We start from the raw sequence: 23,870 nt of genomic DNA, 5'->3' as shown, positions 1-23,870 counted from the left end.
CGTATGGCGTCCATCTGGGAACCCGAGGAGTTCGTCGGCGCGTTGTGGCACCGCCTTGTCGGCAATGCCGTGTCATACCCGCGCCATCCGGAGGCGGCGGTCGGCCTGGACGACATGCGGACGCGGTTGGGCGTGCTGTTCCGGGCGCTGGGCGGACCGGGCGCCGTCCGCATCGCCGCGACCGCCGCGGAATCCTCCGGCCACCGCCTGGGCCTGAAGCAGCGGCTCGGCCTGGGAACCGAAAAGCTCGACCGCGCCCGCTATGACGGCGCCACCCTCCAACTGCCCGACCGTCTGGACGTCTTTCCGGCGCGCGAGGACAACGCAGGCCTTTACGAGTGGCTGGCCGTCTTCTTCGTCCATGCCGAGCCGCCGCCGATGCTTCCCACCGACCTGCTGCAGGCCGATCTGGCCCGCCTGCGCGCGGCCAAGCTGGCGAGCGACCGCGCGCTTGCGGCATGGCCAGGACTGCGGGTCCTGCATGACCGGCTTTGCCGGGCGATGCGCGCCGCAAGGCCGCGGCGGCGCCTGCCCGCGCAGGAGGCCGCGGTGGAAAACGTGGTCCTCGCCCTCCTCGGCGCGGAGCGGCGGCCTGCCGACGTCAGGTTTTCCGCCATGCTCGCCGCAGTGACCGACGGGACCATGCCGCTCGACGCGTTCGAGGCGGATCCCGGCTATCGGCCGTTCCTGCCCGTGCCGCTGTGGGGCGAGGTGTCCGACGCCGTCGGAGCGGGCGTGGCGGCGGACGGCGACGAGGAGGGCGGCGGCGGTGCGGAGGGGGACGGCAAGCGCCGCAAGGCCAAGCGCCGCGAGAACGACCAGACCCGCCGCGACGACCCGCTGATGCTGAATCGCTTCGAGAAGATCCTCGGGCTGGCGGAGATGGTCAACCTCAACCGCAAGGTCGAGGACGACGACGAGGAAAACGCGCGCAAGGCGGCCGAGGACATGGACGAGATCGCCGTCGGCCAGCACGAGCGCAAGGCCTCGGCCAAGCTGAAAATGGACCTCGACCTTGCCGCCGAAGAGGCCGATGCGGCGCCGCTTCGCGCCGAGATCACCTATCCCGAATGGGACTGGAAGCGGCGGCGCTATCTTCCCGACCATTGCCGCGTGATCGCCGAACCCGCCGCGCTGGAAGGCGAGGACTGGCGTCCCGACGACGATGCGATCCGCCGCATCCGTCTGGTGCGCCGCCAGTTCGAGGCCATGCGGCCGCGCCGGCAGTTGATGACCGGCCAGCCCGACGGCGACGACCTCGACCTTTCGGCGCTGGTGCGCTCCGTCGCCGACCGGCGGGCGGGCGGATACGGCTCGGAGCGGGTCTACAGCGCGGTGCGCACCGTCGCCCGCGACCTTTCGGTCTGCGTGCTGGTCGACGTCTCCCTGTCCACCGACAGCTATGTCGACGAGCGGCGCGTGCTGGACGTCGAGAAGGAGGCGCTGCTGGCGCTGACGCATGGGCTGGCCGCCTGCGGCGACGAGCACGCCATCCTCACCTTCACCTCGCATCGCCGGCACCGCGTGGACGTGCGCACGGTGAAGGATTTCGAGGAGCGGCTGGACGCCCGCGTCTTGCGCCGGATACAGGCGCTCAAGCCCGGCAGCTATACCCGGATGGGGGCCGCTCTGCGCCACGCCACCTTCCGCCTCAAGGACCGTCCGCACACGCACCGGCTGCTGCTGCTGCTGACCGACGGCAAGCCCAACGACACCGACCATTACGAGGGGCGCCATGCCATCGAGGACACGCGCGTGGCGGTGCAGGAGGCGCGCCGCGCCGGCTTGCGGCTGTTCGGCATCACGGTGGACGAGCAGGGGCGAGACTATCTCCCCTACATCTTCGGCACCGGCGCCTACGCCATCTTCCCTCATGTCGCGCGCCTGCCGGCGGCATTGCCGGCCATCTACCGCCAATTGACCTGCTGAGTGTTCACGGGAACAGGAGCCATCATGCTTAGGATCCTCCGCGCCGCCATTCTTGGAACCGCCCTGGGAGCCATCCTGGTGTCCGGCTCGGCCTGGGCACAGGCCAATCTCCGGCCGGACCCGACGCCGCGCCTGCCGCCGCAGCCGGGCCAATCGCTGCCGCTCGAGGACGCGCTGTTTCTCAGGCAGGCCGCGGCGGCAAGCCAGGGGCAGGCCGAACTCGGGCGGCTCGCCGCCGAGAAGGGGCCGGACGATGCGTTCAAGGCCATGGCCAGGGAGATCGCGCAAACCCACGCGAAACTCGACGAGGGTCTGAAACGCCTGTCCTCCGCCCGCACCCTGCCGCCGGCCGATCAGGTGAAGCCGCAGCGCGCCGACCAGTTCGGAGCGGCAGGGGCGGTGACCAACCCGGCGAACACACAGGACGGGATGGCGCAGGAGGCGGCGAAGTCCCTGTCGGCGGCGAGCGGGGAAGGATTTGCCAAAGGCTATCTGGAGGCGCAGCTGCGCATCCACGACCGCATCGTCGACCTGTACCAGACCGAAGCGTCGCACACGCCCGACCGCGAACTCGCCACCTTCGCCATCACCAATCTGGTGTCGATCCAGAAGAACCGCGACGCCCTGCGGCAGATGGCCGGCCGGTTCGGGATCAGCGCCCCTGTGGAAGGGCAGGCCATTCAGTACGACGACCCCAGCAAAGCCCGATGAGTGCGAGGATCGATCAGCCATGTGCCTACCGGGAGCGTGAAGATCAGTCTCTGGAGCGAGGTTTGCTGAATCGCAAAGAGGCTCTTTGTCGACAAAGATATACTGCCTTGTACCTCGTTATCGGCAGTCGGATGACGCACATGACCAGATCGCATATCGAGCAGCAGACACTCGTCGGTACACAGGTCGCCACAGTGGACAGCGCTGGCAGCCTCGTGTTCGACGCAACGCTCGTGGCTCCGGTTCTCGGGCTCAGGCCCGGTGCATTCATGGAAGAACTGAAGAGGGGCATGGTTTACCACGTGCATGAGTTGGGGGTGGGGGAGGACAGCGGGACGACGCGGGTGACATTCCGGCATCGGGCGCGGCAATCTGTCCTGATCTTAGATAGCTTTGGACGCGTGATTCATGTCGGATAACAATGCCGCTGACGTCGGCGTTAAGGAGCACTCCCTGCCTTCCCACATGCGGCCAGACTCCGAGACGGCTGACTGGGGACCGTTGTCGAGCCTACCCGGAAATCCAATGATGTGGATTCTCATCCTGGGTGAACTGGCCGTCTTTGGGGTTCTGTTGCAAAGTCGGCGGTTGGGTGAAAGTGGTTCCAGTTTGAACGACTTCAGGCAGCAACCCCGAACAGGGTGGCGATGAAGGAGGCCTGGCCGCTCATGTCGTTGGCGGGAATGGCGGCAATCTGTCCTTTGCGAACCATGGCCATGATCTCGTAGCCGGCGATCGTTCGGCGCGCGGTATGGAAGCTTTTGAAGCCGAGACCAGGACGGACCAGCCTTTTGATCCGTCGGTGATCTTGTTCAACGATATTGTTGAGATACTTGATTTTCCGCAGCTTGGCAAAGCGCCAGAGCTCGCCGTCTGCCTTCATCGCCTTGGTTGCACTTGGATAGGCGGCATTTTTGTCCACGGTGAGGGTGCGCGGGTTAACCGTATGCCGCTGCCTCCGGGCTTTGCGGAAGAAGCGGCGGGCGGCTGCGGCATTACGCTTGGCGCTCAACAGGAAGTCGATCGTCTGTCCGCGCCCATCGACGGCGCGGTACAGATACATCCAGTGGCCCTTCACCTTGACGTAGGTCTCGTCGACCCGCCAGGAGCCGGTCGTCATGCGCAGGTGCGGGCGCAGGCGCTTGTCCAACTCCGGCGCGTAGGCCTGGATCCAGCGGAAGAGCGTCGTGTGATCGACCGCCACGCCTCGGTCGGCCAGCATGCGTTCCAGGTCCCGGTAGCTGATCGGGAACTGCAGATACCAGCGCACCGCCCACAGGATCACCGCCGCCGTGAACTGCCGGCCCTTGAACGGGCCCTTCTTGCATCGCATCACCCCGCCACCCCAGCTGCCGAACCGGCCAAGGTTCTACCCGATCCCAGCCCTGTCGCAAACGCTGCAACAGAACCTTCAGGGTCTCCTTCTGCTTCAGGATAACCCCGCCGAGCACGAAATTCCGGACAGTCTCGCGCTCCTCTATCTGCCCAACGGCTCTCTCCTCATCGCCCTCGGATTCATACAACCCTATCCGGGCGACAACCATCCTGACGCAGAGGGCAACCGCCACGGCGCCACCGCCGGCTGGCCCCGTTCGGGGTACAAGGCGGCGAACAGTTCGTCCTGGTAGATCGTCCCCAGCACGTCGCGGAGGCGGAGAACGGCCGTGCCCTTGGGAAAGGCGGCCCGCGCGACGGTCGCGGTCGTCTCGGGCACCGGCGGAATGGTCTGCGGCTTGAGCGACATGATCGGCCCCCTTCATTGAGGATGTCTCCTCAACAGCCACCGTTCCCAGGCCGTGCCGAGGCCCCGGATTTCGCCAACAGTGTCGGATGATGCCCGGACCCCAATTCCTATTTGGTATCGCAACGATTTTTCTTCGTTGTAGACTTCATTGCATCCTATATCCGGATCAGAATTTGGGACTTGAAGGACGTTAAGGCCATGGATCTGACGCTGGAGAACCTGGAGAAGATGACGCCCGATCAGGAAAGCCTCTTCTTAATGCGTCTCGATGCAGAACTTGAGCAGGATGCTGGTGCCGCCGCTCGCGGTCACCTCGCTGAAGGCCAGCCGATCTACTACCGCAAACCCAACACACGGCCGGGCTGCGTCATCAAGGAATATCCGGACGGCCGAAAGGAACTGGTCGATTTCTCGACCGGGGAGGAAAGGCTGGTCGATCGGCTGGTCGCATGAGCCAACCACAGTTATGGGTGCTCGCCGGTCCGAACGGCGCCGGCAAGTCAACCATCGCCCGCCGCCACATCATTGGGCGCGTCCCGTTCGTCAACGCGGACGACATCGCCCGCCAGCTCGATCCCAGCGACGTGAACAGCCCGGCCGCCCACTTGCGCGCCGGCCGGCTGGCGGTGGAGGAACGCGAGGGCAGGCTTGCCCGTCGCGAAACCTTCGCGATGGAAACCACGCTGACCGGAAAGAGCGAGCTGGCGCTGATGCGCCGGGCGGCCGAGGCCGGTTACAAGGTCAACCTGATTTTTGTCGGGCTGGATGATGTTGCGCTGTCGGCGGCGCGCGTGCATGCCCGTGTGCGCAGAGGCGGCCACAACGTTCCAAAGGACGCGATCCTCCGCCGCTATGGCCGCAGCATGGAGGCCCTGCCGGAAGCTCTGTCAATCGCCCACCGGGCGTGGGTGTTCGACAACTCGGATAGCCGGCGCCGGCTGCTGCTGAAACGGGATCAGGGTGAAGTGAAGAAGCTGTCCGCCGATCTATCGGCGTGGGCCGAGCAGGCGATCCCGCAGCAACTCAGGCAGAAAGTCCAAAAGCGCGGCGGCCGGTAAAACCCCAACGGGAACGGTCAGGCGATAAAAAAAGGGCCGGGAGACTTCCGGCCCTTTGTGATGCGCTCCAGAAAGCCTCACCCCTGCCAAGGCGGTATAATCATGTCCTTGGTCACCATGATGTTGAAGCGGTAGCCGGGTCGGATTTCCAGGGTCGGAGCGACGTTCAGACCCTTGCGGGCGTACTCCGTGCCGAGCTGGCCCATCTGCTGGCCGAGACTGCCGGCAATGATCTGTTGCGCGTCATAGCCGCCGCGGGTGTCGCCGCGCTGCTGCGGCTGGGAGAGCTGGACGCCGGCCGAGAAGATCGACAGCAACAGGGCGTTGCCGAAGGTTCGGAAATAGTGGTTGTTCACCTGATCGGAGACGCCGGCATAGCCGCCCTGGTCGGCGCCGGGCATGCTGCCGAGATCCAGCGACGAAGCGTCAGGATAGATGATCCGGTTCCAGGCGATCAGCACCCGTTCCTGCCCCATCTCCACCCCGTTGTCGTAGGTGCCGATCAGCATGGAATCCTTGGGGATCAGCAGATATTGCCCGGTGGCGGTGTCGTAGACGTTCTCGCGCACCCGCGCCTTGATGATACCGGGGAGGTCCGAGTTGATGCCGCTTTCCATGACACCAGGGATGATGGCGCCGGCCTTCACCTCGTAGGGCGACAGTGCCGCCTCGCGGGTGCCGGCGAGGTAGTGCGAGCCGCGGGCCGGCTGCTGAGTGAGGAGGTTGCGTTTGGCATCCGGCCCGGTGCCCTGTCCCCCGCGCCCTTGGCCGCTGCCATAGCCGCCGGCACCGCCACCAGTTCCACCGGCCGCGCCGAGGCCGCCGCTCGCCCCCGAGCTGCCAAAGCCGGTGCCGGCGGCGCCAGGACCAGCCGCGGCCGGCTGCTGCATCTGCCCGGGCTGGGTGCGGTTGCCGGGGACGGTGGTCGGCGCTTCCAGAGCCGCCTTCAGCACCGCCCGGCGCTGTTCCTCGACCCGCCGCACTTCGGCATCATACTGCTGCCATGCCCGCATCCGGGCATCGTCCTCCAGCGTCCGCCCGCCATTGGCAGCGGGGCCTCGCCCCATCGGGTCCGGTGGTACCCCCGGCAGGGTGGCGGGGGTGATCGCAGGAGGTGTTGCCGGCGTTGCCGGGGGCGGAGCTGCCCGCCGTGCTTCGATGATGCCGGCGCTTTGCGCCGCCCCGAACAGCGGCTTGGCGTCCACCGGCTCCGGCGCCGCCACCACTTCGGTGCTGCCGACGCCGGCCGCCCGGCGCTTGGCCCGCTCGTTCATCGTGTAGGCGATGGCGATGGCAACCAATGCTGAAATGCCGATCAGGATGTAGATCGGCACGCGGGTCAGGCGCCGGCCGCCGGTCTGGCGCAGAGTCGGACCAGCGAGGAAATCGGGCGAGCGGTCGGGGCCATCGGCCGGTTGCTGCGTCTGGTCGGTCATTCCGCGGCGTCCTTCCGCACGGTGAAGGGGGAGCCGGCCTGGAGGGTGCCGGCACTGTTGCGCAGCCACAGGCGCGAAGCCGTGGTGCGGTCGACCTGGAGACGGACGAGCACCCCGGCATTGAGCGGCGTCACCAGATAGCGCAGGGGGTGGGCGCCTGGTGCGTTCTGCCCCGCGTCCGCCACTCCGAAGCCGATCCGCCGCAGCTCGCCGCGCAGGACCGGCGTCAGGCTGTCGTTGACCAAGTCTGCGATCGGCGCATCGAGCGCCAGGGTGGTGGCGGCCGCCGGCAGGCGCTCCGCCATGAAGCCGGCGATGTCGGCCGCCAGCACCGGGGCATCTGCCGGCGTCACCGCCTCGACGTAGGAGGACCGTGGGCCGACGCCGGCACAGCCGCCGAGCAGCAGCATCGCGCCGATCAGCGCGGCATGCAGGGGATGCCGCATGGCTCAGTTCCTCTCGCGCAGGATTTCGACTTTGGTCTGGTCGCCGCCGACACCGGAAATCAGCGCGGCATGGCGCAGCACCTTGTCGACCACATAGCGGTCGCCGCTGGCCCGGTAGTTGACGAACTGTTCCTTGTCGTCCGCGCTGATGGCCACCAGGGCGGGGGACTCGTCGTAGCGCATTTCGCTGGGAAACTGGATGTAGGTCTTGCGCCCGTCGGTGTAGACCCGCACCGGCCGCCAGGATGGCGTGTCGCCCCGTATGGCGAAGTTGAAGTCGAGATTGGCGGCATTCAGGCCATCGGAGAGGGTGGTGGCCTGCTGGCGCCGGTTCACCGCCGCCCGGTAGGCGTCCCAGTCCTGCTGAACGTCCTCCGGATAGACGAAGGACACCAGCGGCATCCAGTCCTTGGTACGGCTGACGAGCTGGACCACGTAAATCCGCCGGTCGGTGGCGATGGTCATGGTGGTGGTCAGGCCGCTGTCGCTCGCCTTGATGACGATGACGCTGGTCTGGTTGGCGCCGGTTCCGTAGGCGGTGGGGGTGGCCTTCCAGCGGGCGATGTCGCCGAGGTCGATCTGCTGCACCACCTCGCCCGGCTGGAGTTCGAGGTTGCAGACCCGCAAAGGCGCGCAGACGACGGAGGGGAGGGTGGAGCCGTAGGTGAAGGTGACGCGGCCGGCCTGCCCGCGCGCCGGGCGGTCCTTGCCGCCGCGCCACTCATCGGAGAGAGCGACGCCGCGCTGTTCCTTGGCGTTCAGCGCAGCCTCCTTGCCCGACATCAGGTTGACAGGCGGCGGGGTGCCGGTGCGGCGGGTCAGGACGGCCGGAGGATCGCCGGCCGGCGGAGTGGCGCCGGGCGCCTCCGTCTGCGCCGTCTGGATGGCCGGAACCTGCTGGGCAAGCGCCGGTTCCGCGACGATCACCGCCAGAGCGGCCAGGGTGATGGTTACCTTGAGCATGGGGGCACCTGTCAGATGAGCCGCTGGGACCAGGAGTAGCTGTTCACGTAGACTCCCATCGGGTTCATGAGGATCGCCTGTTCGGTGGCTGGCGGGGCGATGCTGATCGTCACCGTGGCCTGCCAGGAGACCGGCGGTTGCTTGACCGAGCCATCCCGGTTCATCACGCTTTCCCGCCATTCGATTCGCCATGTGTCCTGACTGATCGGCAGCACCGACTGCACCTCGACGGTCACGGTTTCGTTCTCCGCGCGCTTGAAGGGGTCGTTGGTACGGAAGTGTTCGAGGATTTGCGGGTAAGCGGCGCCGCGCTTGTTGAGCATGGCGAAGGCTTCGTCGATCAGCGCCCGCTCCGCCGCGGCATCGACATAGACGGAGCGGATGTTGCTGACCCAGCGGGCGAGCTGGGCGCGGATCACCCGCTCGTTGGGCACATAGATCTGATCGGCCCGCCGCACCCCCACCGCATCGCCCAGCTTGTTGGTTTCCACGACATAGGGGACGAGGCGGTTTTGGCTGCCGATCCACACCACACCCCCGACCGCCAGGGCGGCGATGGCGAGGCTGGACAGCGCCGTCAGGCGCCATGCGTTGGCGCGGGCGATGTAGGAACCATACCGCTCATTCCACTCGCGCCGGGCCGAGAGGTAGGGGGTCTCGGTCGGCGGTTTTGCTGGAGTTTTCGGCTTGCGCAGGGCGTGGGTCTTCATAGTCGATTGCCTATAGATCGAAGGAATCCATTCCCCTGGCGTTCAAACCCGAACGCCTATTCGGAGCGGATCACGTTGTCGGGTTGGCCCGGCGGTTGCCCTTGCTGGGGGGCTTGCGGAGCCTGTGGCTTTTCGGCAGCGGCCCGCAGCTCGCGGGCTTTGTGGCTCATGCTCTCGCCCATGCGCCCGCCCATGGTGCCGTAAGAGCGGCCGGACAGGCGGCGGCCGAGATCCTGCACCGCCGCTTGGCCGAGATTGCCGGCGGTGCGGGCGGCCATGCGGGCGGCAAAAGCGGGCGGAGGGGACGAGGACAGGCCGGAGCTGGCGAGCTGGGCACTGGCAAGCTTGGAGGCGCCACCGACCGCCATCCCGGCGCCGGCCGCACCTGCTGCGACACCAGCCACAGCCCCACCGACCGCGGCGGCCGCTCCAACCAAGGCGCCGCCACCGCTGGGGGCAGTACCGTTCACGAGGCTCTGCACCATGTCCGGCACCACCTTGGTGACCGCCAGCATCACCACAGCAGAGCCAACAATGACAAAAACGTCGGAGGTGTTGCTAATGATCTGTGCTTCCCAAGACAAGATCATGGCCTGTCCCAACCCGATAAGCAGTTGCAGGACGAACAGCTTGGCGCCGACCGCCACAGCGTAGACCATCACCTTGACAGCATAATCCTTGGTCCAGCGTGAGCCGCCGAAGCCCATGAGCAGAACACCAGCAGAGATGACGATGTAGCTCTCCACCAGGGCTAGAATTAGGAAGGCAGCGATCAGCGCAAAGCAGATGAGAACGACCAGGGCCGCGATAAGAAAGCCAGCACTCTCCGCCAGCTTTGACAAAGATACTTGGCCAACCACTCGAAGCGCGAGGTTAACGCCAACCTCAAAGATGTTGGACGGGCTGATCCGACCTGTTCCACCCCCGGCCATGCTTGCCTGATTAGCGGCTTCTCGGAAACTGTCCACCACGGCTTGAGCATAATCGGCCGAGTGGAGCAGCAGAGTTAAGAAAAAGCCAATGAACAGGACTTGGTTGGTGACCTCTGCCACCCACTCTCCAAAGTCAGCACCTTTCAGTCCCAGACGGATCGCCGCCCAGGTAAATTCAATTGCCGCTAACAGCCAGAACAGTGTAATGGCATGGCTTCTCAGCGCTGCTTGCCACGCGGCTGAATGATCACGATACAAACGGACAATGTTGTCGAGCGAGTTGTTTGTTGTTTGAGCTGAAACTTCACATGAAACCGTAACGATAGCTGCGGCTAAAATGAGAGGTATCCAGCGCGACCAATTTAAATTCCTCTTCATGAGACTTCTCCTCAGAACGCTTCTCCGTCACGAGAATTCAGCATCGGGCCAACTGGTAGTGTCCTGGCGGGCTCGGCTGGCGCAGCAGCGGTGCAAGTCATGTTGAGGCTATAGCGTGTAACGATATGCGTAATGACCGCAGAACTGGCGATTGCTCCACCCACGATAAGAAGAGCGATAGACGTCTTGATCTGGAACATGAGTTTTTCCTTTAGAACGCTTCGCCATCGGTGGAGGGAAGCGGAGGGGCCAGTAAGAACCGACGCTGCAATTCGGCCTCAGCATCGGAGCGTGTTTGCGCTGCTGCCGCAGCACTCGCGGTGACCCGGCCGGTGGTCGCCATGGTCATGGTTATGTCGCCGAGCTGGGTCGCCAGCAGCGCCAGCATCTCGTTGGTCGCCTGGAGCTGGCGCACCTCGCCGTCCGAGGCTTGGGCGTCGGCCAGGATGCCTTGCGCGGCCGAGACGTTGCGCTGGACGTTGCGCACCACCCCCTGGCTGTCCATTGCCGTGCGCGAGGCGTCCTGCAGCTGAGTGGACCAGCGCTGGTAATAGGGCGCCACGTCCTCGGTCGGCACCGACTGCCAGTTCGTCCCCAGCGGGAAGAGTTGGTTGAATTCCTGTTCGATGCCGCCGAGCTGGTAGCCGATCCCCTGAACCCGGCTCATCACCGCGTTGAGTTGGCCCACCTGTTGGCTGAGATTGCCGTTCAGTTCGCCAAAGCTGCCGCCGCCCAAGGTCTGGAGCGTGCGCGCTTGGTTCTCGATCATCTGAACCTGATTGCTGATCTGCTCCATCTGGTTGGCGACCTGGGTGATCATCTGCGCGATGGCCGACACGTCGATCACCGGGATGCCTTGCGCGTGCGCCGGCAGGGTGTGGAACACCAGGGCGGACAGCAGAATGGCGGAGAGGGGCTTGCGCATCGGGGCACCTATTGCATGCGGACGCGGTGGAAGAGCTGGGAGTCGATGTAGACGTCGAAGGCTTGCGGCGACTTCGGTTGCAGCCATTGCACGGCGTCGTAGACGTAGACGGTGATCCGCTCATCGTCGGAGCCGCCCTGGACGGTGGTACCCATCAAGGAACCGACACAGGCCCGTGGTCCCAGGCGCCCGCCATGGTCGCTGGTGATTGACGCTTCTGACTGAGCCGGCCGCGCGTTGTCCATATCGGCCGGCAGGCCCCCAAGCGTTAAGAATCCAAGCTGCGAGCGGCTGCCGACCCACTGGCCGGCCGGCGCCGGCTGGAGACCAGCGGGGCAGAGGTCGTAGGGGTCGAACACCTGCTGGACGTAGGAGCCGCCGCTTTCCGGCGAGCCGGCCATGTCGCAGGTCGGAAAGCTGCCGCCACGGCGCAGATGCCGCCACAGCCGCTCAATCGGCGGCACGCATTCCGCAAACTGCGTCGGCCCGCCGGGGTTGCTCATGCAGAGCAGGACTTGGCAGCCCCAATCGTCCGCTTTGGCCGGCGCCGGCAGCAGGGCGAGGCCGGCTAGCAGCGCGCCGGCCGTGGTGACGGCTTTACAGCAGGTGGTCATAGCGCACCCCTTTCTTCTGGAGCCAATGGAAGGGCCAGTCGGCGCCATGGCTGGCGGCAAGGTCGCGCAGTTGCACGATGCTTTCCTTGTCGGAGACGCCGACGAAGGCGAGGGCCACCGGCCCCAGGGCGAGCGAAAACAGCCGGCGGCCTTCCGGCGACAGGTAGTAGTAATCGCGCTTTTTGGCCGCGGTCTTGAGGATGCCGATCTGCACCTCGTTCAGGCCGATGGCGGTGTAGAGGTCGCGCGGTCCCGGCACCTGCGGGGTGCCGCCCTTGTCGGCCTCTTCGTTGGGCAGCAGCAGCTTGGTGGGACAAGACTCCAGCAGCACGTCGAGCAGGCCCGAGCGCACGGCATCCGACAGGCTTTGCGTGGCGAGCACGACGGCGCAGTTGGCCTTGCGCAGCACCTTCAGCCATTCCCGGATTTTCTCGCGGAACACCGGATGCCCGAGCATGACCCAGGCCTCGTCCAGCAGCAGAAGCGCCGGCTGGCCGTGCAAGGATTTCTCAAAGCGGCGGAACAGGTAGAGCAGCACCGGGATCAGGCTTTTCTCGCCCATTCCCATCAGCTCCTCGATCTCAAAGATCGTGAAGGCGTCCTCACCCAGCCCGTCGCGAGTGCTGTCGAGCAGATGGCCGAGGGGACCGCTGATCGTGTAGGGCGTCAGGGCCGAGCGCAGCTTTTCATCCTGCACCGTCAGCAGGAAGTCGGTCAGGGAGCGTTCCTCCTCCCCCTTTTCCTGGCTCAGCAGCCGCATGGCGCGGTGGATTTCCTCCCGCTGCGCCGGGGTCGGCGGCATGCCGGTCTGGAGCTCGTAGCAGGACTCGATCCAGTCTTCCGCCCAGGCGAGATCCCCAGCGGTATCGAGCGCGGCGAGCGGGGCGAAGGAGAGCCGGCTAGCCTCGCCGGCGATGTCGTGGTGGGCGCCACCGCAGGCGAGCGCCAGGGCGAGCATGGAGCGGCCCTTGTCGAAGGCCACCACGGTGGCACCGGGGTAACGGCGGAACTGGGCCGCCACCGTGCCCAGCAGGGTGGATTTGCCGGCGCCGGTCGGGCCGAAGACCAGGGTATGCCCAACGTCGCCAACGTGCAGATTCAGCCGAAACGGCGTCGATCCGGGGGCAGAACCGTACAAAAGTGGCGGTGAGCCTTCCGGATAGAAGGGGCAGGGGGCGGTATCCAGCCCGGCCCACACGCTGGCGAGCGGCAGCAGGTCGGCGAGGTTGAGGGTGTGGATCAGCGGCCGGCGAACGTTGGGGTGGGGATGGCCGGGCAGGGTGCCGAGCCACGCCTCCACAGCGTTGATCGTCTCCAGCCGGCAGGCGAAGCCGAGGCGCTGCACTTCGCGCGACACCAACCGGGCGCTGTCGAGCAGCCGGGCGCGGTCCTCGCTCATCAGCACGATGACCGGGGTGTAGTAACCGAAGGTCACCAGTGCCGAGCTGGCGTCGGTGATCGCCGCTTCGGCCTCACCGGCCATCAGCAGGGCGTCCTCATTGACGACGCCCCCTTGGGTGCGGAAGACCTGGGACCAGAAGCCCCGCACCTTCTGCTTCCATTTGCGGCGGTAGCGGTGAAGGTGGGTCACCGCCTCATGCTGGTCGAGATAGATGAAGCGCGAGGACCAGCGGTAGGCCACCGGCAAATGTTCCAGCACGTCGAGAACGTTGGGATAGGAGGCGCCGGGGAAGCCTTCCAGCGAGACGCAGGCGATGTAGCGGTCGCCGATGCGCGGAGTGTCGCCGGTCCACAGCTCGCGCCCGCCGATCACCGCGTCGAGATACATCCCGTCCGGAGGGATGTTGAGCGGGGTGTCGTCGCCGGTCAGGCAGAAGTGCAGGTAGTTGACCAACTCGTCACGCAGGTGCTCGCGGCCCTGGGCGCAGACATGGGTGTAGCTGGTCATGCGGCGCACCGTCAGCACGGTGCCGAGCGCGTCTTCCAGATCGTCGAGCGCCTTCCGGAAGGCGGCTAGCGTCTGGTCGGCCGGCGACTGCGGCGCGGCGGTCGGGTCTTCATCCCACAGGTAATCCTGGATCTTGGTGTTGCGCCGCAGCGGCGGGGTGTATTGCACCACCAGGGCATAGGCGGACTCGTAGTGCGCGCCGTGGGTGGTGAACTGGCGGCGGCGCTCCGCCTCGATCAGGCGGCTGACCGGATCGGGGAACGCCGAGGCCTCGGCCGATGGATAGCCGGCCGAGGGCAGGCGGGTGGCCTCAAACCAGCTCACCCAGCCGCTTCCCAGCCGGGCGAGGGCGGCGTTGACCCGCTCCGTCACATAGTTGCGCTCATCGGCGGTCGAGGAGGCGGTGTCCGGTCCCCGGTAATAGAAGCCGGCGAGCAGGGCGCCACTCTTGCCGAGAACGATCCCGTCATCGACCAGGGCGGCCCAGTCGAGCAGATCGGGAACTCCTTTGGCTTTGTCACGATAGGTCTTGAGAGCCAGCATGGCCCCTCCTTATCGGTCGCGGGCGGGCCGCGACCGGGCCGGGTAGTAGGCTTGGTATTGGAGGTGCCGGGTGTAGACGTGGCTGAGGCGGGGATCGGCCTTCGCCATGGTCCGCAGGAAGCCGATCAGGCCGAACCAGACGCTGAGACCGACCGCCGTGGCGATCCAGTTCTGCGCCGTCAGGATCAGGCCGCCGGCCACGAGCGCGGTGAACATCACCAGCTCGCGCTCGCCACCCATCAGCAGGTTGGCCCGGTGCAACGCCCGGCGGAAGTCCGTCAGGCGCAACCCGCTGGTGGCGCCGCCGCTCATGCCAGCACCACCCCGGCGCCAGCCGCGGCGATCACCGCACCAACACCGAAAAGCTGGGTTAGGATGTTGGTGGCGAACACCAGCAGGGCGACCACCAGCACCAGCATGACGAAGCGGCGGGCGAACTCGTTGATCTCGCCGCCCCAGATCAGCATGGCGCCGCAGACGACGATGCCGAGCAGCGAGATGGCAAAGGCGACCGGCCCGGTCAGCGAGTTGACGAAGGTCTGGAGCGGCGCTTCCCAGGGAAGCCCACCGCCGCCACCGCCGGCAGCAAGCGCCGGATTGGCAGCGGCGGCCAGCACCGTGAGGGTAGCCGTCAGGGTGGCGGCTGAGACGCCGCGTAAGAGGGGATTGCGCATGGGGGCTTTATCCGAGTTGTGACAGGACGTAATTGCTGCCGTCGAACCCCTCGACGGCGAGAACGGCGGCGATGCGCCGGCCGGGGCTGGACGAGGTCTTTTCGATATTCACCACCAGGTTGACCGCCTCGGCGATCAGCGTGTGCATCGGTGTGGGCGTCGCTTCGGCAATCAGGCTTTCCAGGCGGACCAGGCCGGCGGTGCCGGCGCTGTCGCTGGTGTTGGAGTGGACGGTGGCAACCCCACCGGGATGGCCGGTGTTCCAGGCTTTCAGCAACGCCAGAGCCTCGGGGCCGCGGGTCTCACCCACCAGAATGCGGTCGGGGCGCAGGCGCATGGTGGCCTTGAGCAGGCGCAGCATGCTGACGTGCTCGGTGGCGCGCAGCGGCACCGCATTGGGCGCGCTGCATTGAAGCTCCACCGTATCTTCGATGATGATCAGCCGGTGATGCGGGGTGGCACGCTCGATTTCCTTGATGAGGGCGTTGGTCAGCGTCGTCTTGCCGGTGCCGGTGCCACCGACCACCAGGATGTTGCGGCGGGCGGCCACGGCTTCCACCAACACCGCTCGCTGACGGTCTGTCATGATGCCGCGCTCGACATAGTCTTCCAGCGTGAAGACGCGCGATGCCTTGCGGCGGATGGCGAAGGTGGGAGCAGCGGCGACCGGTGGAATCAGGGCTTCAAAGCGGGAGCCGTCAAAGGGCAGCTCGCATTCGAGGATTGGGTTGTCGCGGGTGATGGTGGTGCGTAGCGCCGCCGCCACCGTGGTCATCAGGGATTCCGCCTGACTGGCGGACATGGTGCCGACCGGCCTCATCTCCTGCCCCAGGCGCTCGACCCACAGCCGACCGTCCGGGTTCAACGCGATTTCCACGACCTCCGCTTCGGCCAGAAAGCCACACACCAGAGGGCCAAGCTCGCGGCGTAGCTTCTCCTGCACGCGCCGGTCGTGTTCCTGTTGGAATGAGGCGGCAGCGGTTACGCTCATCGGCACCCCCTGGAGTCGTTGCTTTGTTCTCTCTTCTGCCGGTTAATATAGTCGCCACATAATCATCAAAGAACGGCTTAAATGGTATAGAAATATCCTTCATTGGTCGTGGTTAGGTTGCATCACCCAAAGGACAGGGCCACTAGCCCACTATCGGTGCGATCCAAAATTTACGCTGGACGAGCATAACCGGGTATGCCTTTTGCCTATGGGATCAGAGGGCGCAAGATGCTTGAAATCCCGAAATGTGCCCGTAATGTGAAAGCGCGAACACGGCCGAACGCCGGACTAGATCGGGAGTGAGAGGTGGCGCACCTAATGGCTGGGTTGCGGAATCCAAATTTCTTGCAGTTGTCTTCTCTTTGCCCACTCGTGACTTCTTAAGAAGCGCGCCGGCTCGGTCGTGTATAGTGCAGCATCACTTACCATGACGCGCTATTTGATATCTTCCTTCATAGAACAGTAAAGGCAGGCGATAGACTTGGTTGATCCAGAGGAAAAGCCGGAGCCAGCCTCACGCAAACGCCGGGTGTCTCACAAAGACAAACCCGTAGAATTGATGATTTTCGCCCATAATTTTAAACAGGCTCGCCTCTCTGCTGGCCTGACACAAACTGACATTACTAAGAGAATTGGCATTTCGCAGGCTTACGTGTCGGACGTGGAGCGGGCTGTGGTTGATCCCAGCCTGACGCACATGGCCTTGCTTGCGCGTGTGGTCGGCAGGCCGCTGCATGAGCTGCTGAGACCTTCATCGACGCTAAAACCTTCACAGTCAAAGTGATGGTGTTCTAGTCGTGACAGACGAGTTCAAAAAACCGCCCACCGCACGCAAGCCTCATAAGCAGCCCACCGCAAAAGAGGATGCGCCGCCAGAGCTTCTCATATTTGCAAGAAATTTCAAAAGAGCGCGTCTGGAAGCCGGACTTTCTCAACGTGACATCATGAAACTGACTGGAATAAGCCAGAACTACATCAGCTTCCTTGAACGATCATTTTATTCTCCAAGCCTCAGCTACATGGCCTTGCTGGCGCGGGTCGTGGGTAAGCCACTGCACGAACTGCTAGAGCCGTAGTTCCGCACAGTTATACGGTATCAACGACTGATCCGCGGAGGCGGGCGCTGCGACCAACACGAGGGCGCTGGAGTTCTGCAAAGGCGGCCTTCCGTTCCTCCGGCGTTTTATCCCGCCATTGAAACCAAATTCCAACGCAGCGACGCCCCCTGTATTCTGGCTCAAAAGCAATGCACACCTCTTCGGCCAGAGCATTGACCTCCAGTTCAGCGGTGCGCAATGCGTAGGCGTTGAGATCCGAAAAGCGCGAAAGCTTGCCGTCCTGAACCCCAAGGAGTCCACGCATTTCCTCGATGGTGAATTTCTCTCGCGCGACGTGACGCAGGTTGCGCCGCTTCATCGCCATTTCGTAAGCTGCCAGGGCATATTTGGACTCGAAGGCCGCCATTACTTCAATCCGAAGACGGCCATAGGTCCTGCTGTTCTGGAGCAATTCGATCAGCAGCGGATCGAATCGGTAGGCGAGAAAGCCATCCGGGCTTTCGTCTTCGGCACGGTTACCGCCCAGGAGTTGGACGCGGATGGTATTCGGCCGGCCAGTTTCCGGATTGATGTAGCGGACGCGGACGATCGTCGTCATCAACCGCTCAATGCTGTCCTTGACCCTGGCGTTGCTCGTATCAGTGCCTCGCAGTTCCGCCAGGTGGATTTGGTGCGGAGTCTCTTCACCAATCCGATCCCAGGCGTTGAGGATCAGCAGATTATAGTTCCGCCGATCGAGCAGAGTCAGCGGACGGGACGTGTTTTCGAGGATGTCGATCAGTTCCCCAGGCTTGATCATTGAGCCAATGCTTGGACGCTGATCCAGAGTACGGATTGCCATGTCTGCGCCGAGAGCTGAGAAGAAGCAGCCGCACGGTATCGTGAAGTGAGACAAGGCGCAACTCACTTCACAGGACCCGTTGCAAAAACTCACGATACGCAAGTTGAGACGTCAGCCTTGGGGCTCGCCCACCTCCCGTACAGCTTCCACCCGGGCACGGCAAGCTCCCTTTTCAGCACCCATTCTATTGGTTTGGTCTCGTTGCAAAAACTCACCCATCCACACAGCAAGTCATTGATTCGAAAAGAAAGCATCTGTGACAAGAGTGGCCTGCTCCTCCCACCAAGCAGCCGCACCATCCGGGAGAGCAGATTTGCCATTGCAAAAACTCACCCATTCACAGGCTAAATTATTGTTTTCAAATAATAACCTCACTAACGGGAGCCGATTATCGCCATTGTGACACAACGGGCAGCCGCAGATGCCCCCGATAGACCGGTAACAGCCATTCAGGCCATTGCAAAAACTCACCCATCAACAGCCTAACTCTCTGAAATAAAAAGATATGTTGCTCGATACGTTCTATCCTCGCGCCCTTCCGACGGCAGGTCCCGCCCCCATTGCAAAAACTCACCGATACCATTGCAAAAACTCACGCCACTCATTGCAAACGCTCACGCGACTCGTTGCAAAAACTCACGCGACTCGTTGCAAAAACTCACCCATCAACAGGTTAACATCATGACTGGGTTAGCTAAAACCACCCCTGAACATTGAATCTATGAATCTATGAATCTTAGAACGAGTTAACCTCTTCCCCGCCCGTTAAGTCACATCACCCCTTTCCGGTGGATTTGTGGACAGTGCGCCTGAAGGCGCACCGGCAGACGACCGTAGACAACCGCTATCGCGGTTGCCCACCGCCGCCCGCCTCTGCCCACAACCCCACCGGGGCAACCAACAACCAGAACCTATTGATTTGTCTTGAAAAAATGGGGAAAATAAAGTTTCCTTTATACCCCTAGCGTCCAATCATTTGCTATCCAAGGAATAGGCTTCACCTCACTGCGAAACCTCACCATACAAGGGCTATACGGCGTTCGCCCCGTCAGCGTTGATGTGACAAAACAGGCGGCCATTCCCCGTTACAGAGCATCACCATGGAAGGGCCGGCGTCGGGCCGGTGCTGATGTGACAAAACGGGCGGCCGGCCCCATCGCAAAACGTGAGCGTGGAGCAGCCGGCAGTGAACTGCCGGCCATCCTACAGCTTCGGACTGCCAGGTAGTCCTAGAAGGCGATCACCCCCACCAGGAGGCCAGAGAGGCAACACACGGCTCCTACGGCTACCAGAGCAGCGTAGAGGGCCGTCCGGCGGGCTACGGCGGCCTGCTGGGCGGCTTCCCGTGCTGCCTGAACCTGCCGGTCGAGAGAGGCAATAAGCTGCGCCTGGACGGTCCTACCGGCTTCCTCGACTTGTCCGGCCACATAGCCGCCGGTTTCGGTGACCAGCTTGCCGGCCAGCTCGCGGGCGGCGGCGATCTGCTGGGCCGATCCCGCAGCCGTGCGGTCCTCTGCCTGTTCAAGCGTGGCAGTCAGCCGCTCGACATACTGGGCGAGCACCAGCTCGTTGAGGGTGAGGGTGACGAGGATCGGGTCAGAGGGGCCGAGCAGCACGTTGTGCCGCTTGGCGACCTCCCCTATGAGCCGTTGGACATCCATGGCCGTCAGACGACAAGAGCGATCTGGTTGAAGATATCGCGCTTCATCATCGTCAGGCGTTGCTTTGCCATCAGGCCGAAATCCGGGCTGCTGACCGCTTCATCAAAAGTGAGCTTGCGATCCAGCATCATTTCCATGTCCTTGCCGAAGGTTTCCCCGGTATAGCGCTTAATCCGTACCAGCCCTTTCACCCGATGCTTGTTGATCTGGTAGGTCTTCATTTCTTGGAAGCTCTTTCCCTCGGCCAGGATATCGCCGAAGTACTCATTGAGCCACACCACCATCTGCGCGCTTTCGGGGAGCTGGCGGGCGAGCTGATCGAAGCCGGTGAGGGTGTCCATGATGGCCTGCCCGCCGGTGACGACGGTATGGACGACGAGCTGCCGGCCCGACGCGGCCAGAAGGTCGGCAACACCGTTTTCCAGCATGTAGCTGGTGAGGGGGAGGAAGGAGGCGGCGCCGTTGTCGACCACGACACTGGCATTCTCCGAGACCAGCAGCTCGATCATGGCGTCGAAGTTGCGGGTGTTGATCTGGTTGCCCTGCAAGAGGTCGAGGCGGCGAACCTTGAGAGCGGCGTAGCCCGAGAGGGTGTCGTTGACGGGATCGGTGTCGATGCAGGTGACCGGCCGACCGCTGGCGGTGATGTACTGGGCCAGGAGGGACGAGACCATGGACTTTCCGACACCCCCTTTTCCCTGGAGCGTCATGTGAATTTGCGGCGCTGGTTGGGATAAGGCCGGGGCGGCGGTCAGGGCCTCATCGGCAGCCTGTTGGGCCTTGGTAGCCATCGGTGACTCCTTAAATCAGGTCCTCGGGATTTTTCGCGCGAGGATTGTATTCGAATTGGCGGATCACAGGGCCGCCATCGGGATCGGTGGGCTTGACGGGAGGCTGTTCTGAGGTGCCGACCGGGGGGACCACAGCCTCATTGGGAGGGGCGGTACCGCTCACCTTCGGGGTCTCTTTGAGGATCAGGGAGGACACGTATCGCCAGAATTGAGGGTAGGACATCTGCAATTCTGATTTGTGCCGTTCGTAGACGGATTTGACCGGCCAGCCCTGCTGCAATTCGGTGCGGATCACGTCGATCCGGGTCAGGAACAGGGCGCGGTGTTCCCCCTTCCGCCGCTTTCCGGGCTGCTGCTCACCCATCCTCCGCCTCACGTCTGCGCCAAGTAGAGGAACGCTATCAACATATGAAATTATCTGCAACCGTATGAAATTTTCTGAAAGTATATGAAATTATCTGAAATTTCGGGCGGCTGCATATGAAATCATGTGAAATTATATGAAATAAACTGAGAAACTCTGCGATTTTGACTCGGTTGGTATAGGCCGTTTCAGACGATTGCAGATAATTTCATACGATTTCATGTTTGAGGCTCGCAAGATGTGTGTTGTAGGCCTACACGGCGGAGCCGTGCAGACCTCCACCACCCGCGCTTACTCGCCCTTTGGGCTCGACGCTGATCTTGCTCTGCGAGGCATACGGCGGCTGCCGCCGCTTTGAACGCCAGGAGGGAAATCCCGATGACAACACCGAATGCGAGCGAGACCCGAGACCGGCAACGGCCTTTGAAGGTGTGGGTGAATGCGGCCGAGCGGGCGCGGATCGAGGTGAAGGCTGAGGCGGCCGGCTTGTCGGTGTCGGCCTATCTGCGGAGTGTCGGGCTGGGGTATCAGCCGCGTAGCGTGGTGGACCTTGAAGCGGTCGAGCGGCTGGCGAAAGTGAACGCCGACCTTGGGCGGCTGGGCGGCCTCTTAAAGTTGTGGCTGACCGACACGCCGGGGCGGGGGGCAGCGGTTGCCGACGTGCGCGAGCTGCTGGGACACATCAAGGATACCCAGGACGAGCTTCGCCATGCGGTGACCCGGTTATGATCGCGAAGCGGGTCAGGCGGACGGCGGCGACCTCCGATTTTGCAAGATTGGGTCGTTATATTATGGCGGCCAAGACCGAGACGGCGGCGCAGTTATGGACGCGGACGGCGGACTACATTCTGGACGCCAAGGGCGGCGGGGAAAAGCTGGCGTGGTCGCGCATCACCAACTGCCATTCGGAAGAACCAGGATGGGCGATCCGTGAGATCCTGGCGACCCAGGACCGCAACAAGCGCTCCAAGGGCGACAAGAGCTATCACCTGATCGTCAGCTTCCCCGAGGGGGAGGAACCGACCAGGGCGCAGCTGGAGGATATCGAGGACACGCTGTGCGCCGGCATCGGCTTTGCCGAGCACCAGCGGATCAGTGCCGCCCACAGCAACACCCAGCACTTCCATCTTCACATCGCGATCAACCGGGTGCATCCCCGTAGCTTCCGCTGCATCGAGCCGTTCTACGATTACAAGGAGCTGTTCCGGCTGTGCCGGGCGCTGGAGCAGAAACACGGGTTGCAGCTCCATCCGATGGACGGCCCGACCTTGGCCGGCCGGCCGGGTGATTTCGAGGCGCACGCAGGCGAGGCGTCATTCCTGCGGTGGGTGAAGGAGACGGCCGGCGCTGAACTGGTGGAAGAGGCAGCCAAGGCGGCGAGCTGGGGCGAGCTGCACGTGGTGCTGGAGCGCCATGGCTTGGCGATCCGCCGGAAGGGAGCGGGTCTGGTCATCGTGCAGGAGGGAACAGGACTCGGCGTGAAGGCGAGCAGCGTTGACCGCAGCTTGTCGGCCAAATCGCTGACGAAGCGACTGGGGGCTTACGAGCCGCCTGCGGCACCGGCCCAGCGCCGGCCGACCGGTGACGCTTCGCAAGGGGGGGGAGAAGCCGCCCGTTTTGTCACATCAGCGCCGGCCGGCGATCCGACCCAACCAGGGCGCAGCTATCAGAGAGTGCCGCTGCACCGCCACGGCAACAGCAAGGCGCTGTACCAAGAGTATCAGGCGCAGCGGGAGGCGCTGCTAAAGGCGCGAGTTGCCCAACGGGCGGCCCAGCGGCAGGCCCAGGCTAACCACGCCAAGGAGCTGGCGGCGTGGTATGCGGCACGGCGGGCGGAGATCAAGCGCAGCCCGGTGCTGACGGCGGCCGAGCGCCGGCATGCCTACACGATGTTGGCACACCAGCGCCGGGCCGATGCGGTGGCGTGGCGACAGGAGCAGGCCCGGCAGTGCCAGCAGGCCGCAGGACAGAGCTTGCCGACATGGCAAGAGTTCCTGACAGCGGAGGCCAGCCGGGGCAACGAGGTGGCCGTGGCGGTGCTGCGCAGCCGGTCCCGCCGGCAGCGCCGCATGGCGGAGAACCTGCTGACCGCGACCGACGCCGATGTTGCCCGGCACATCGTCTATGAGCGGCTGCGGCCGAAGGCCGGCAGGGACGGCGCGCTGGTCTACCGGGTGGAGGATGGCGGGGTGGTCAGCGACGAGGCAACCCAGGTGCGGGTGACCGAGGTCACCACCGGGGCGGCCTTCCTTGCCCTGTCGCTGGCCGACGACCGCTTCCGTGGCCGGGCTTTGGTGGTGGAGGGCACCGACGCCTTCAAGACGCAGGTGGCGCAGCTCGCGGCGATGAAGGGGCTGGAGGTGCGCTTTGCCGATCCCGAGCTTGAGCAGAAGCGCGCCCAGTTTGCCGAACGTATGACCCAGGCCGAAGGATCTACATCCATCGCCGACTTCATCTCCCAGCGGAACAGTAGGAGGGAAGTAGTAACGTCGATAGACTATACGCGCCTCTGGACGGCGAATGACGCCGGCCCGGTGGTCTACCAAGGCCGCCGCAGGTTGCAAGACGGTGCCGAGGTGGTGCTGCTGCATCGAGGCGGCGAGACGCTGGTCAAGCCGGTCACCCCCGCCCAGGCCGCCAAGGCGAGCACATGGCGGGTTGGGCAGACGGTCGAGCTGGACAGCCGGGGCCGCCTCCTTTCCCCATCGAGAGGGCGCAAGCGATGACGACGGCCGGTCCCCTGATTCCGACTCTCCAGCCCAAGCGCAAGCGATCACGGGCGCGGCTGTTCGGGCCGCTGCTGCTGGCCGGGACGGCGGTCGGGTTGTCGAGCGTCTGCACCCAGTATGTGGCGCAGAGTCTCGGCTACCACCCGGCATTGGGGGAGCCGTTGATTGGCGTCTTCTATCCGCCGTGGGCGTGGTTCCAGTGGCAGATGGATTGGTACTGGAACGCCAAGGAGGTATTCGACAAAGCCAATCTCGGCTTTCTCGGCGGGCTTGGCGCCAGCATCCTGACCTATGTCCTGGCCGTTGGTTTGGCGACGCGCAGCGCCACCCGGCACGAGGGGGTGCATGGCACTGCCCATTGGGCGGGCCGGAGCGAGGTGGAGCGCAGCGGGCTGCTGCCGGCGGCGGATAAGCCGGGTGCCGGCGTTTATGTCGGCGGCTGGACCGATCCGGCGACCGGCCG

26 protein-coding genes and 2 pseudogenes are annotated in these 23,870 nt (G+C 64.2%); 10 read left to right on the top strand and 18 right to left on the bottom strand.

Going from position 1 to position 23,870, the window contains the following annotated elements:
• The first annotated feature begins 3 nt into the window (after positions 1-3).
• The 3 genes from M5E06_RS35245 to M5E06_RS35235 all read left to right on the top strand — a co-directional run bounded on the left by M5E06_RS35245 (position 4) and on the right by M5E06_RS35235 (position 3,059).
• Positions 4-1,929, top strand: coding sequence for a nitric oxide reductase activation protein NorD (locus M5E06_RS35245; protein ID WP_252142239.1), 1,926 nt, complete (start codon positions 4-6; stop codon positions 1,927-1,929).
• A gap of 24 nt (positions 1,930-1,953) precedes the next feature.
• On the top strand, positions 1,954-2,640 hold the full coding sequence (locus tag M5E06_RS35240; RefSeq protein ID WP_252142238.1) for a DUF4142 domain-containing protein: 687 nt from the start codon (positions 1,954-1,956) through the stop codon (positions 2,638-2,640).
• A 140-nt stretch (positions 2,641-2,780) separates the two neighbouring features.
• Complete coding sequence (locus tag M5E06_RS35235; RefSeq protein WP_252142237.1) at positions 2,781-3,059, top strand: DUF6522 family protein; 279 nt, start codon at positions 2,781-2,783, stop codon at positions 3,057-3,059.
• A 200-nt stretch (positions 3,060-3,259) separates the two neighbouring features.
• On the opposite strand, the gene M5E06_RS35230 is transcribed toward M5E06_RS35235, so the two are convergent.
• Both M5E06_RS35230 and M5E06_RS35225 read right to left on the bottom strand, forming a co-directional pair.
• On the bottom strand, positions 3,260-3,973 hold the full coding sequence (locus tag M5E06_RS35230) for an IS6 family transposase (RefSeq protein WP_252142236.1): 714 nt from the start codon (positions 3,971-3,973) through the stop codon (positions 3,260-3,262).
• 225 nt (positions 3,974-4,198) lie between these two features.
• A pseudogene (locus tag M5E06_RS35225) lies at positions 4,199-4,384 on the bottom strand (IS5/IS1182 family transposase); the annotation flags it as partial.
• A 198-nt stretch (positions 4,385-4,582) separates the two neighbouring features.
• Between M5E06_RS35225 and M5E06_RS35220 the strand changes: the two are divergent.
• Together M5E06_RS35220 and M5E06_RS35215 are read left to right on the top strand one after the other, a co-directional pair.
• The gene (locus M5E06_RS35220; RefSeq protein ID WP_252142235.1) at positions 4,583-4,837 is read left to right on the top strand and encodes a hypothetical protein; all 255 of its coding nucleotides are present in this window, start codon (positions 4,583-4,585) and stop codon (positions 4,835-4,837) included.
• Positions 4,834-5,442, top strand: coding sequence for an ATPase (locus M5E06_RS35215; RefSeq protein ID WP_252142234.1), 609 nt, complete (start codon positions 4,834-4,836; stop codon positions 5,440-5,442). Before M5E06_RS35220 ends, M5E06_RS35215 begins: the two co-directional genes overlap by 4 nt.
• A 77-nt stretch (positions 5,443-5,519) precedes the next feature.
• Here the strand turns inward: M5E06_RS35215 and M5E06_RS35210 are convergent, their stop codons facing one another.
• The 12 genes from M5E06_RS35210 to trbB are packed head-to-tail and all read right to left on the bottom strand — an operon-like array spanning position 5,520 to position 15,963.
• The gene (locus tag M5E06_RS35210) at positions 5,520-6,878 is read right to left on the bottom strand and encodes a TrbI/VirB10 family protein (protein WP_252142233.1); all 1,359 of its coding nucleotides are present in this window, start codon (positions 6,876-6,878) and stop codon (positions 5,520-5,522) included.
• Positions 6,875-7,324, bottom strand: a complete 450-nt coding sequence (locus M5E06_RS35205; RefSeq protein WP_252142232.1) for a conjugal transfer lipoprotein TrbH — start codon at positions 7,322-7,324, stop codon at positions 6,875-6,877. The genes M5E06_RS35210 and M5E06_RS35205 overlap by 4 nt, the downstream gene beginning before the upstream one ends.
• 3 nt (positions 7,325-7,327) lie before the next feature.
• Positions 7,328-8,287 (bottom strand): P-type conjugative transfer protein TrbG, encoded by a 960-nt coding sequence (gene trbG / locus M5E06_RS35200; protein ID WP_252142231.1) that lies wholly within the window; start codon positions 8,285-8,287, stop codon positions 7,328-7,330.
• 11 nt (positions 8,288-8,298) lie between these two features.
• Positions 8,299-8,997 (bottom strand): conjugal transfer protein TrbF, encoded by a 699-nt coding sequence (gene trbF, locus M5E06_RS35195; protein WP_252142230.1) that lies wholly within the window; start codon positions 8,995-8,997, stop codon positions 8,299-8,301.
• A 56-nt stretch (positions 8,998-9,053) separates the two neighbouring features.
• Positions 9,054-10,307 carry a P-type conjugative transfer protein TrbL gene (trbL, locus tag M5E06_RS35190; protein WP_252142229.1) on the bottom strand — a complete coding sequence of 418 codons (1,254 nt, stop codon included), beginning with the start codon at positions 10,305-10,307 and terminating at the stop codon, positions 9,054-9,056.
• 11 nt (positions 10,308-10,318) lie between these two features.
• Positions 10,319-10,507, bottom strand: a complete 189-nt coding sequence (locus M5E06_RS35185; protein ID WP_252142228.1) for a hypothetical protein — start codon at positions 10,505-10,507, stop codon at positions 10,319-10,321.
• An 11-nt stretch (positions 10,508-10,518) separates the two neighbouring features.
• Positions 10,519-11,232: a type IV secretion system protein gene (locus M5E06_RS35180; protein ID WP_252142227.1), complete on the bottom strand. Its 714-nt coding sequence runs from the start codon at positions 11,230-11,232 to the stop codon at positions 10,519-10,521.
• Between the two features lie 8 nt (positions 11,233-11,240).
• Positions 11,241-11,846: a hypothetical protein gene (locus M5E06_RS35175; RefSeq protein WP_252142226.1), complete on the bottom strand. Its 606-nt coding sequence runs from the start codon at positions 11,844-11,846 to the stop codon at positions 11,241-11,243.
• The gene (locus M5E06_RS35170) at positions 11,830-14,298 is read right to left on the bottom strand and encodes a VirB4 family type IV secretion/conjugal transfer ATPase (RefSeq protein ID WP_252142225.1); all 2,469 of its coding nucleotides are present in this window, start codon (positions 14,296-14,298) and stop codon (positions 11,830-11,832) included. Before M5E06_RS35170 ends, M5E06_RS35175 begins: the two co-directional genes overlap by 17 nt.
• Before the next feature lie 9 nt (positions 14,299-14,307).
• The gene (locus tag M5E06_RS35165; protein ID WP_252142224.1) at positions 14,308-14,610 is read right to left on the bottom strand and encodes a conjugal transfer protein TrbD; all 303 of its coding nucleotides are present in this window, start codon (positions 14,608-14,610) and stop codon (positions 14,308-14,310) included.
• On the bottom strand, positions 14,607-14,972 hold the full coding sequence (locus M5E06_RS35160) for a TrbC/VirB2 family protein (RefSeq protein WP_252142223.1): 366 nt from the start codon (positions 14,970-14,972) through the stop codon (positions 14,607-14,609). Before M5E06_RS35160 ends, M5E06_RS35165 begins: the two co-directional genes overlap by 4 nt.
• A gap of 7 nt (positions 14,973-14,979) precedes the next feature.
• Positions 14,980-15,963, bottom strand: a complete 984-nt coding sequence (gene trbB, locus M5E06_RS35155) for a P-type conjugative transfer ATPase TrbB (RefSeq protein WP_252142222.1) — start codon at positions 15,961-15,963, stop codon at positions 14,980-14,982.
• 481 nt (positions 15,964-16,444) lie between these two features.
• Between trbB and M5E06_RS35150 the strand changes: the two genes are divergently transcribed.
• The gene (locus M5E06_RS35150; protein WP_252142221.1) at positions 16,445-16,747 is read left to right on the top strand and encodes a helix-turn-helix transcriptional regulator; all 303 of its coding nucleotides are present in this window, start codon (positions 16,445-16,447) and stop codon (positions 16,745-16,747) included.
• Positions 16,748-16,760: 13 nt separating this feature from the next.
• A complete protein-coding gene (locus M5E06_RS36005; RefSeq protein WP_252142220.1) occupies positions 16,761-17,039 on the top strand; it encodes a helix-turn-helix transcriptional regulator in 279 nt (92 codons plus the stop codon).
• A 10-nt stretch (positions 17,040-17,049) separates the two neighbouring features.
• Here M5E06_RS36005 and M5E06_RS35140 read toward each other — a convergent pair whose 3' ends face one another.
• The 4 genes from M5E06_RS35140 to M5E06_RS35125 all read right to left on the bottom strand — a co-directional run bounded on the left by M5E06_RS35140 (position 17,050) and on the right by M5E06_RS35125 (position 20,678).
• Positions 17,050-17,862, bottom strand: coding sequence for a replication initiation protein (locus tag M5E06_RS35140; protein ID WP_252142219.1), 813 nt, complete (start codon positions 17,860-17,862; stop codon positions 17,050-17,052).
• A 1,229-nt stretch (positions 17,863-19,091) separates the two neighbouring features.
• Complete coding sequence (gene traM / locus M5E06_RS35135) at positions 19,092-19,523, bottom strand: conjugal transfer transcriptional regulator TraM (protein ID WP_252142218.1); 432 nt, start codon at positions 19,521-19,523, stop codon at positions 19,092-19,094.
• Between the two features lie 5 nt (positions 19,524-19,528).
• Positions 19,529-20,314: a nucleotide-binding protein gene (locus M5E06_RS35130; protein WP_252142217.1), complete on the bottom strand. Its 786-nt coding sequence runs from the start codon at positions 20,312-20,314 to the stop codon at positions 19,529-19,531.
• A gap of 10 nt (positions 20,315-20,324) precedes the next feature.
• A complete protein-coding gene (locus M5E06_RS35125) occupies positions 20,325-20,678 on the bottom strand; it encodes a TraK family protein (protein WP_252142216.1) in 354 nt (117 codons plus the stop codon).
• Between the two features lie 378 nt (positions 20,679-21,056).
• On the opposite strand from M5E06_RS35125, the gene M5E06_RS35120 reads away from it, so the two are divergent.
• The 3 genes and pseudogenes from M5E06_RS35120 to M5E06_RS35110 all read left to right on the top strand — a co-directional run.
• Positions 21,057-21,407 carry a plasmid mobilization protein gene (locus tag M5E06_RS35120; RefSeq protein ID WP_252142215.1) on the top strand — a complete coding sequence of 117 codons (351 nt, stop codon included), beginning with the start codon at positions 21,057-21,059 and terminating at the stop codon, positions 21,405-21,407.
• On the top strand, positions 21,404-23,404 hold the full coding sequence (gene traI, locus M5E06_RS35115; protein WP_353654391.1) for a TraI/MobA(P) family conjugative relaxase: 2,001 nt from the start codon (positions 21,404-21,406) through the stop codon (positions 23,402-23,404). Before M5E06_RS35120 ends, traI begins: the two co-directional genes overlap by 4 nt.
• Positions 23,401-23,870, top strand: a pseudogene (locus tag M5E06_RS35110) (hypothetical protein); the annotation flags it as partial. The gene traI and the pseudogene M5E06_RS35110, both read left to right, overlap by 4 nt.

The organism is Azospirillum sp. A1-3 (assembly GCF_023806445.1).
Lineage (GTDB): Bacteria > Pseudomonadota > Alphaproteobacteria > Azospirillales > Azospirillaceae > Azospirillum.
Note: the sequence above shows the minus strand (reverse complement) of the source record. Positions and strands in the feature narration are given on the sequence as shown.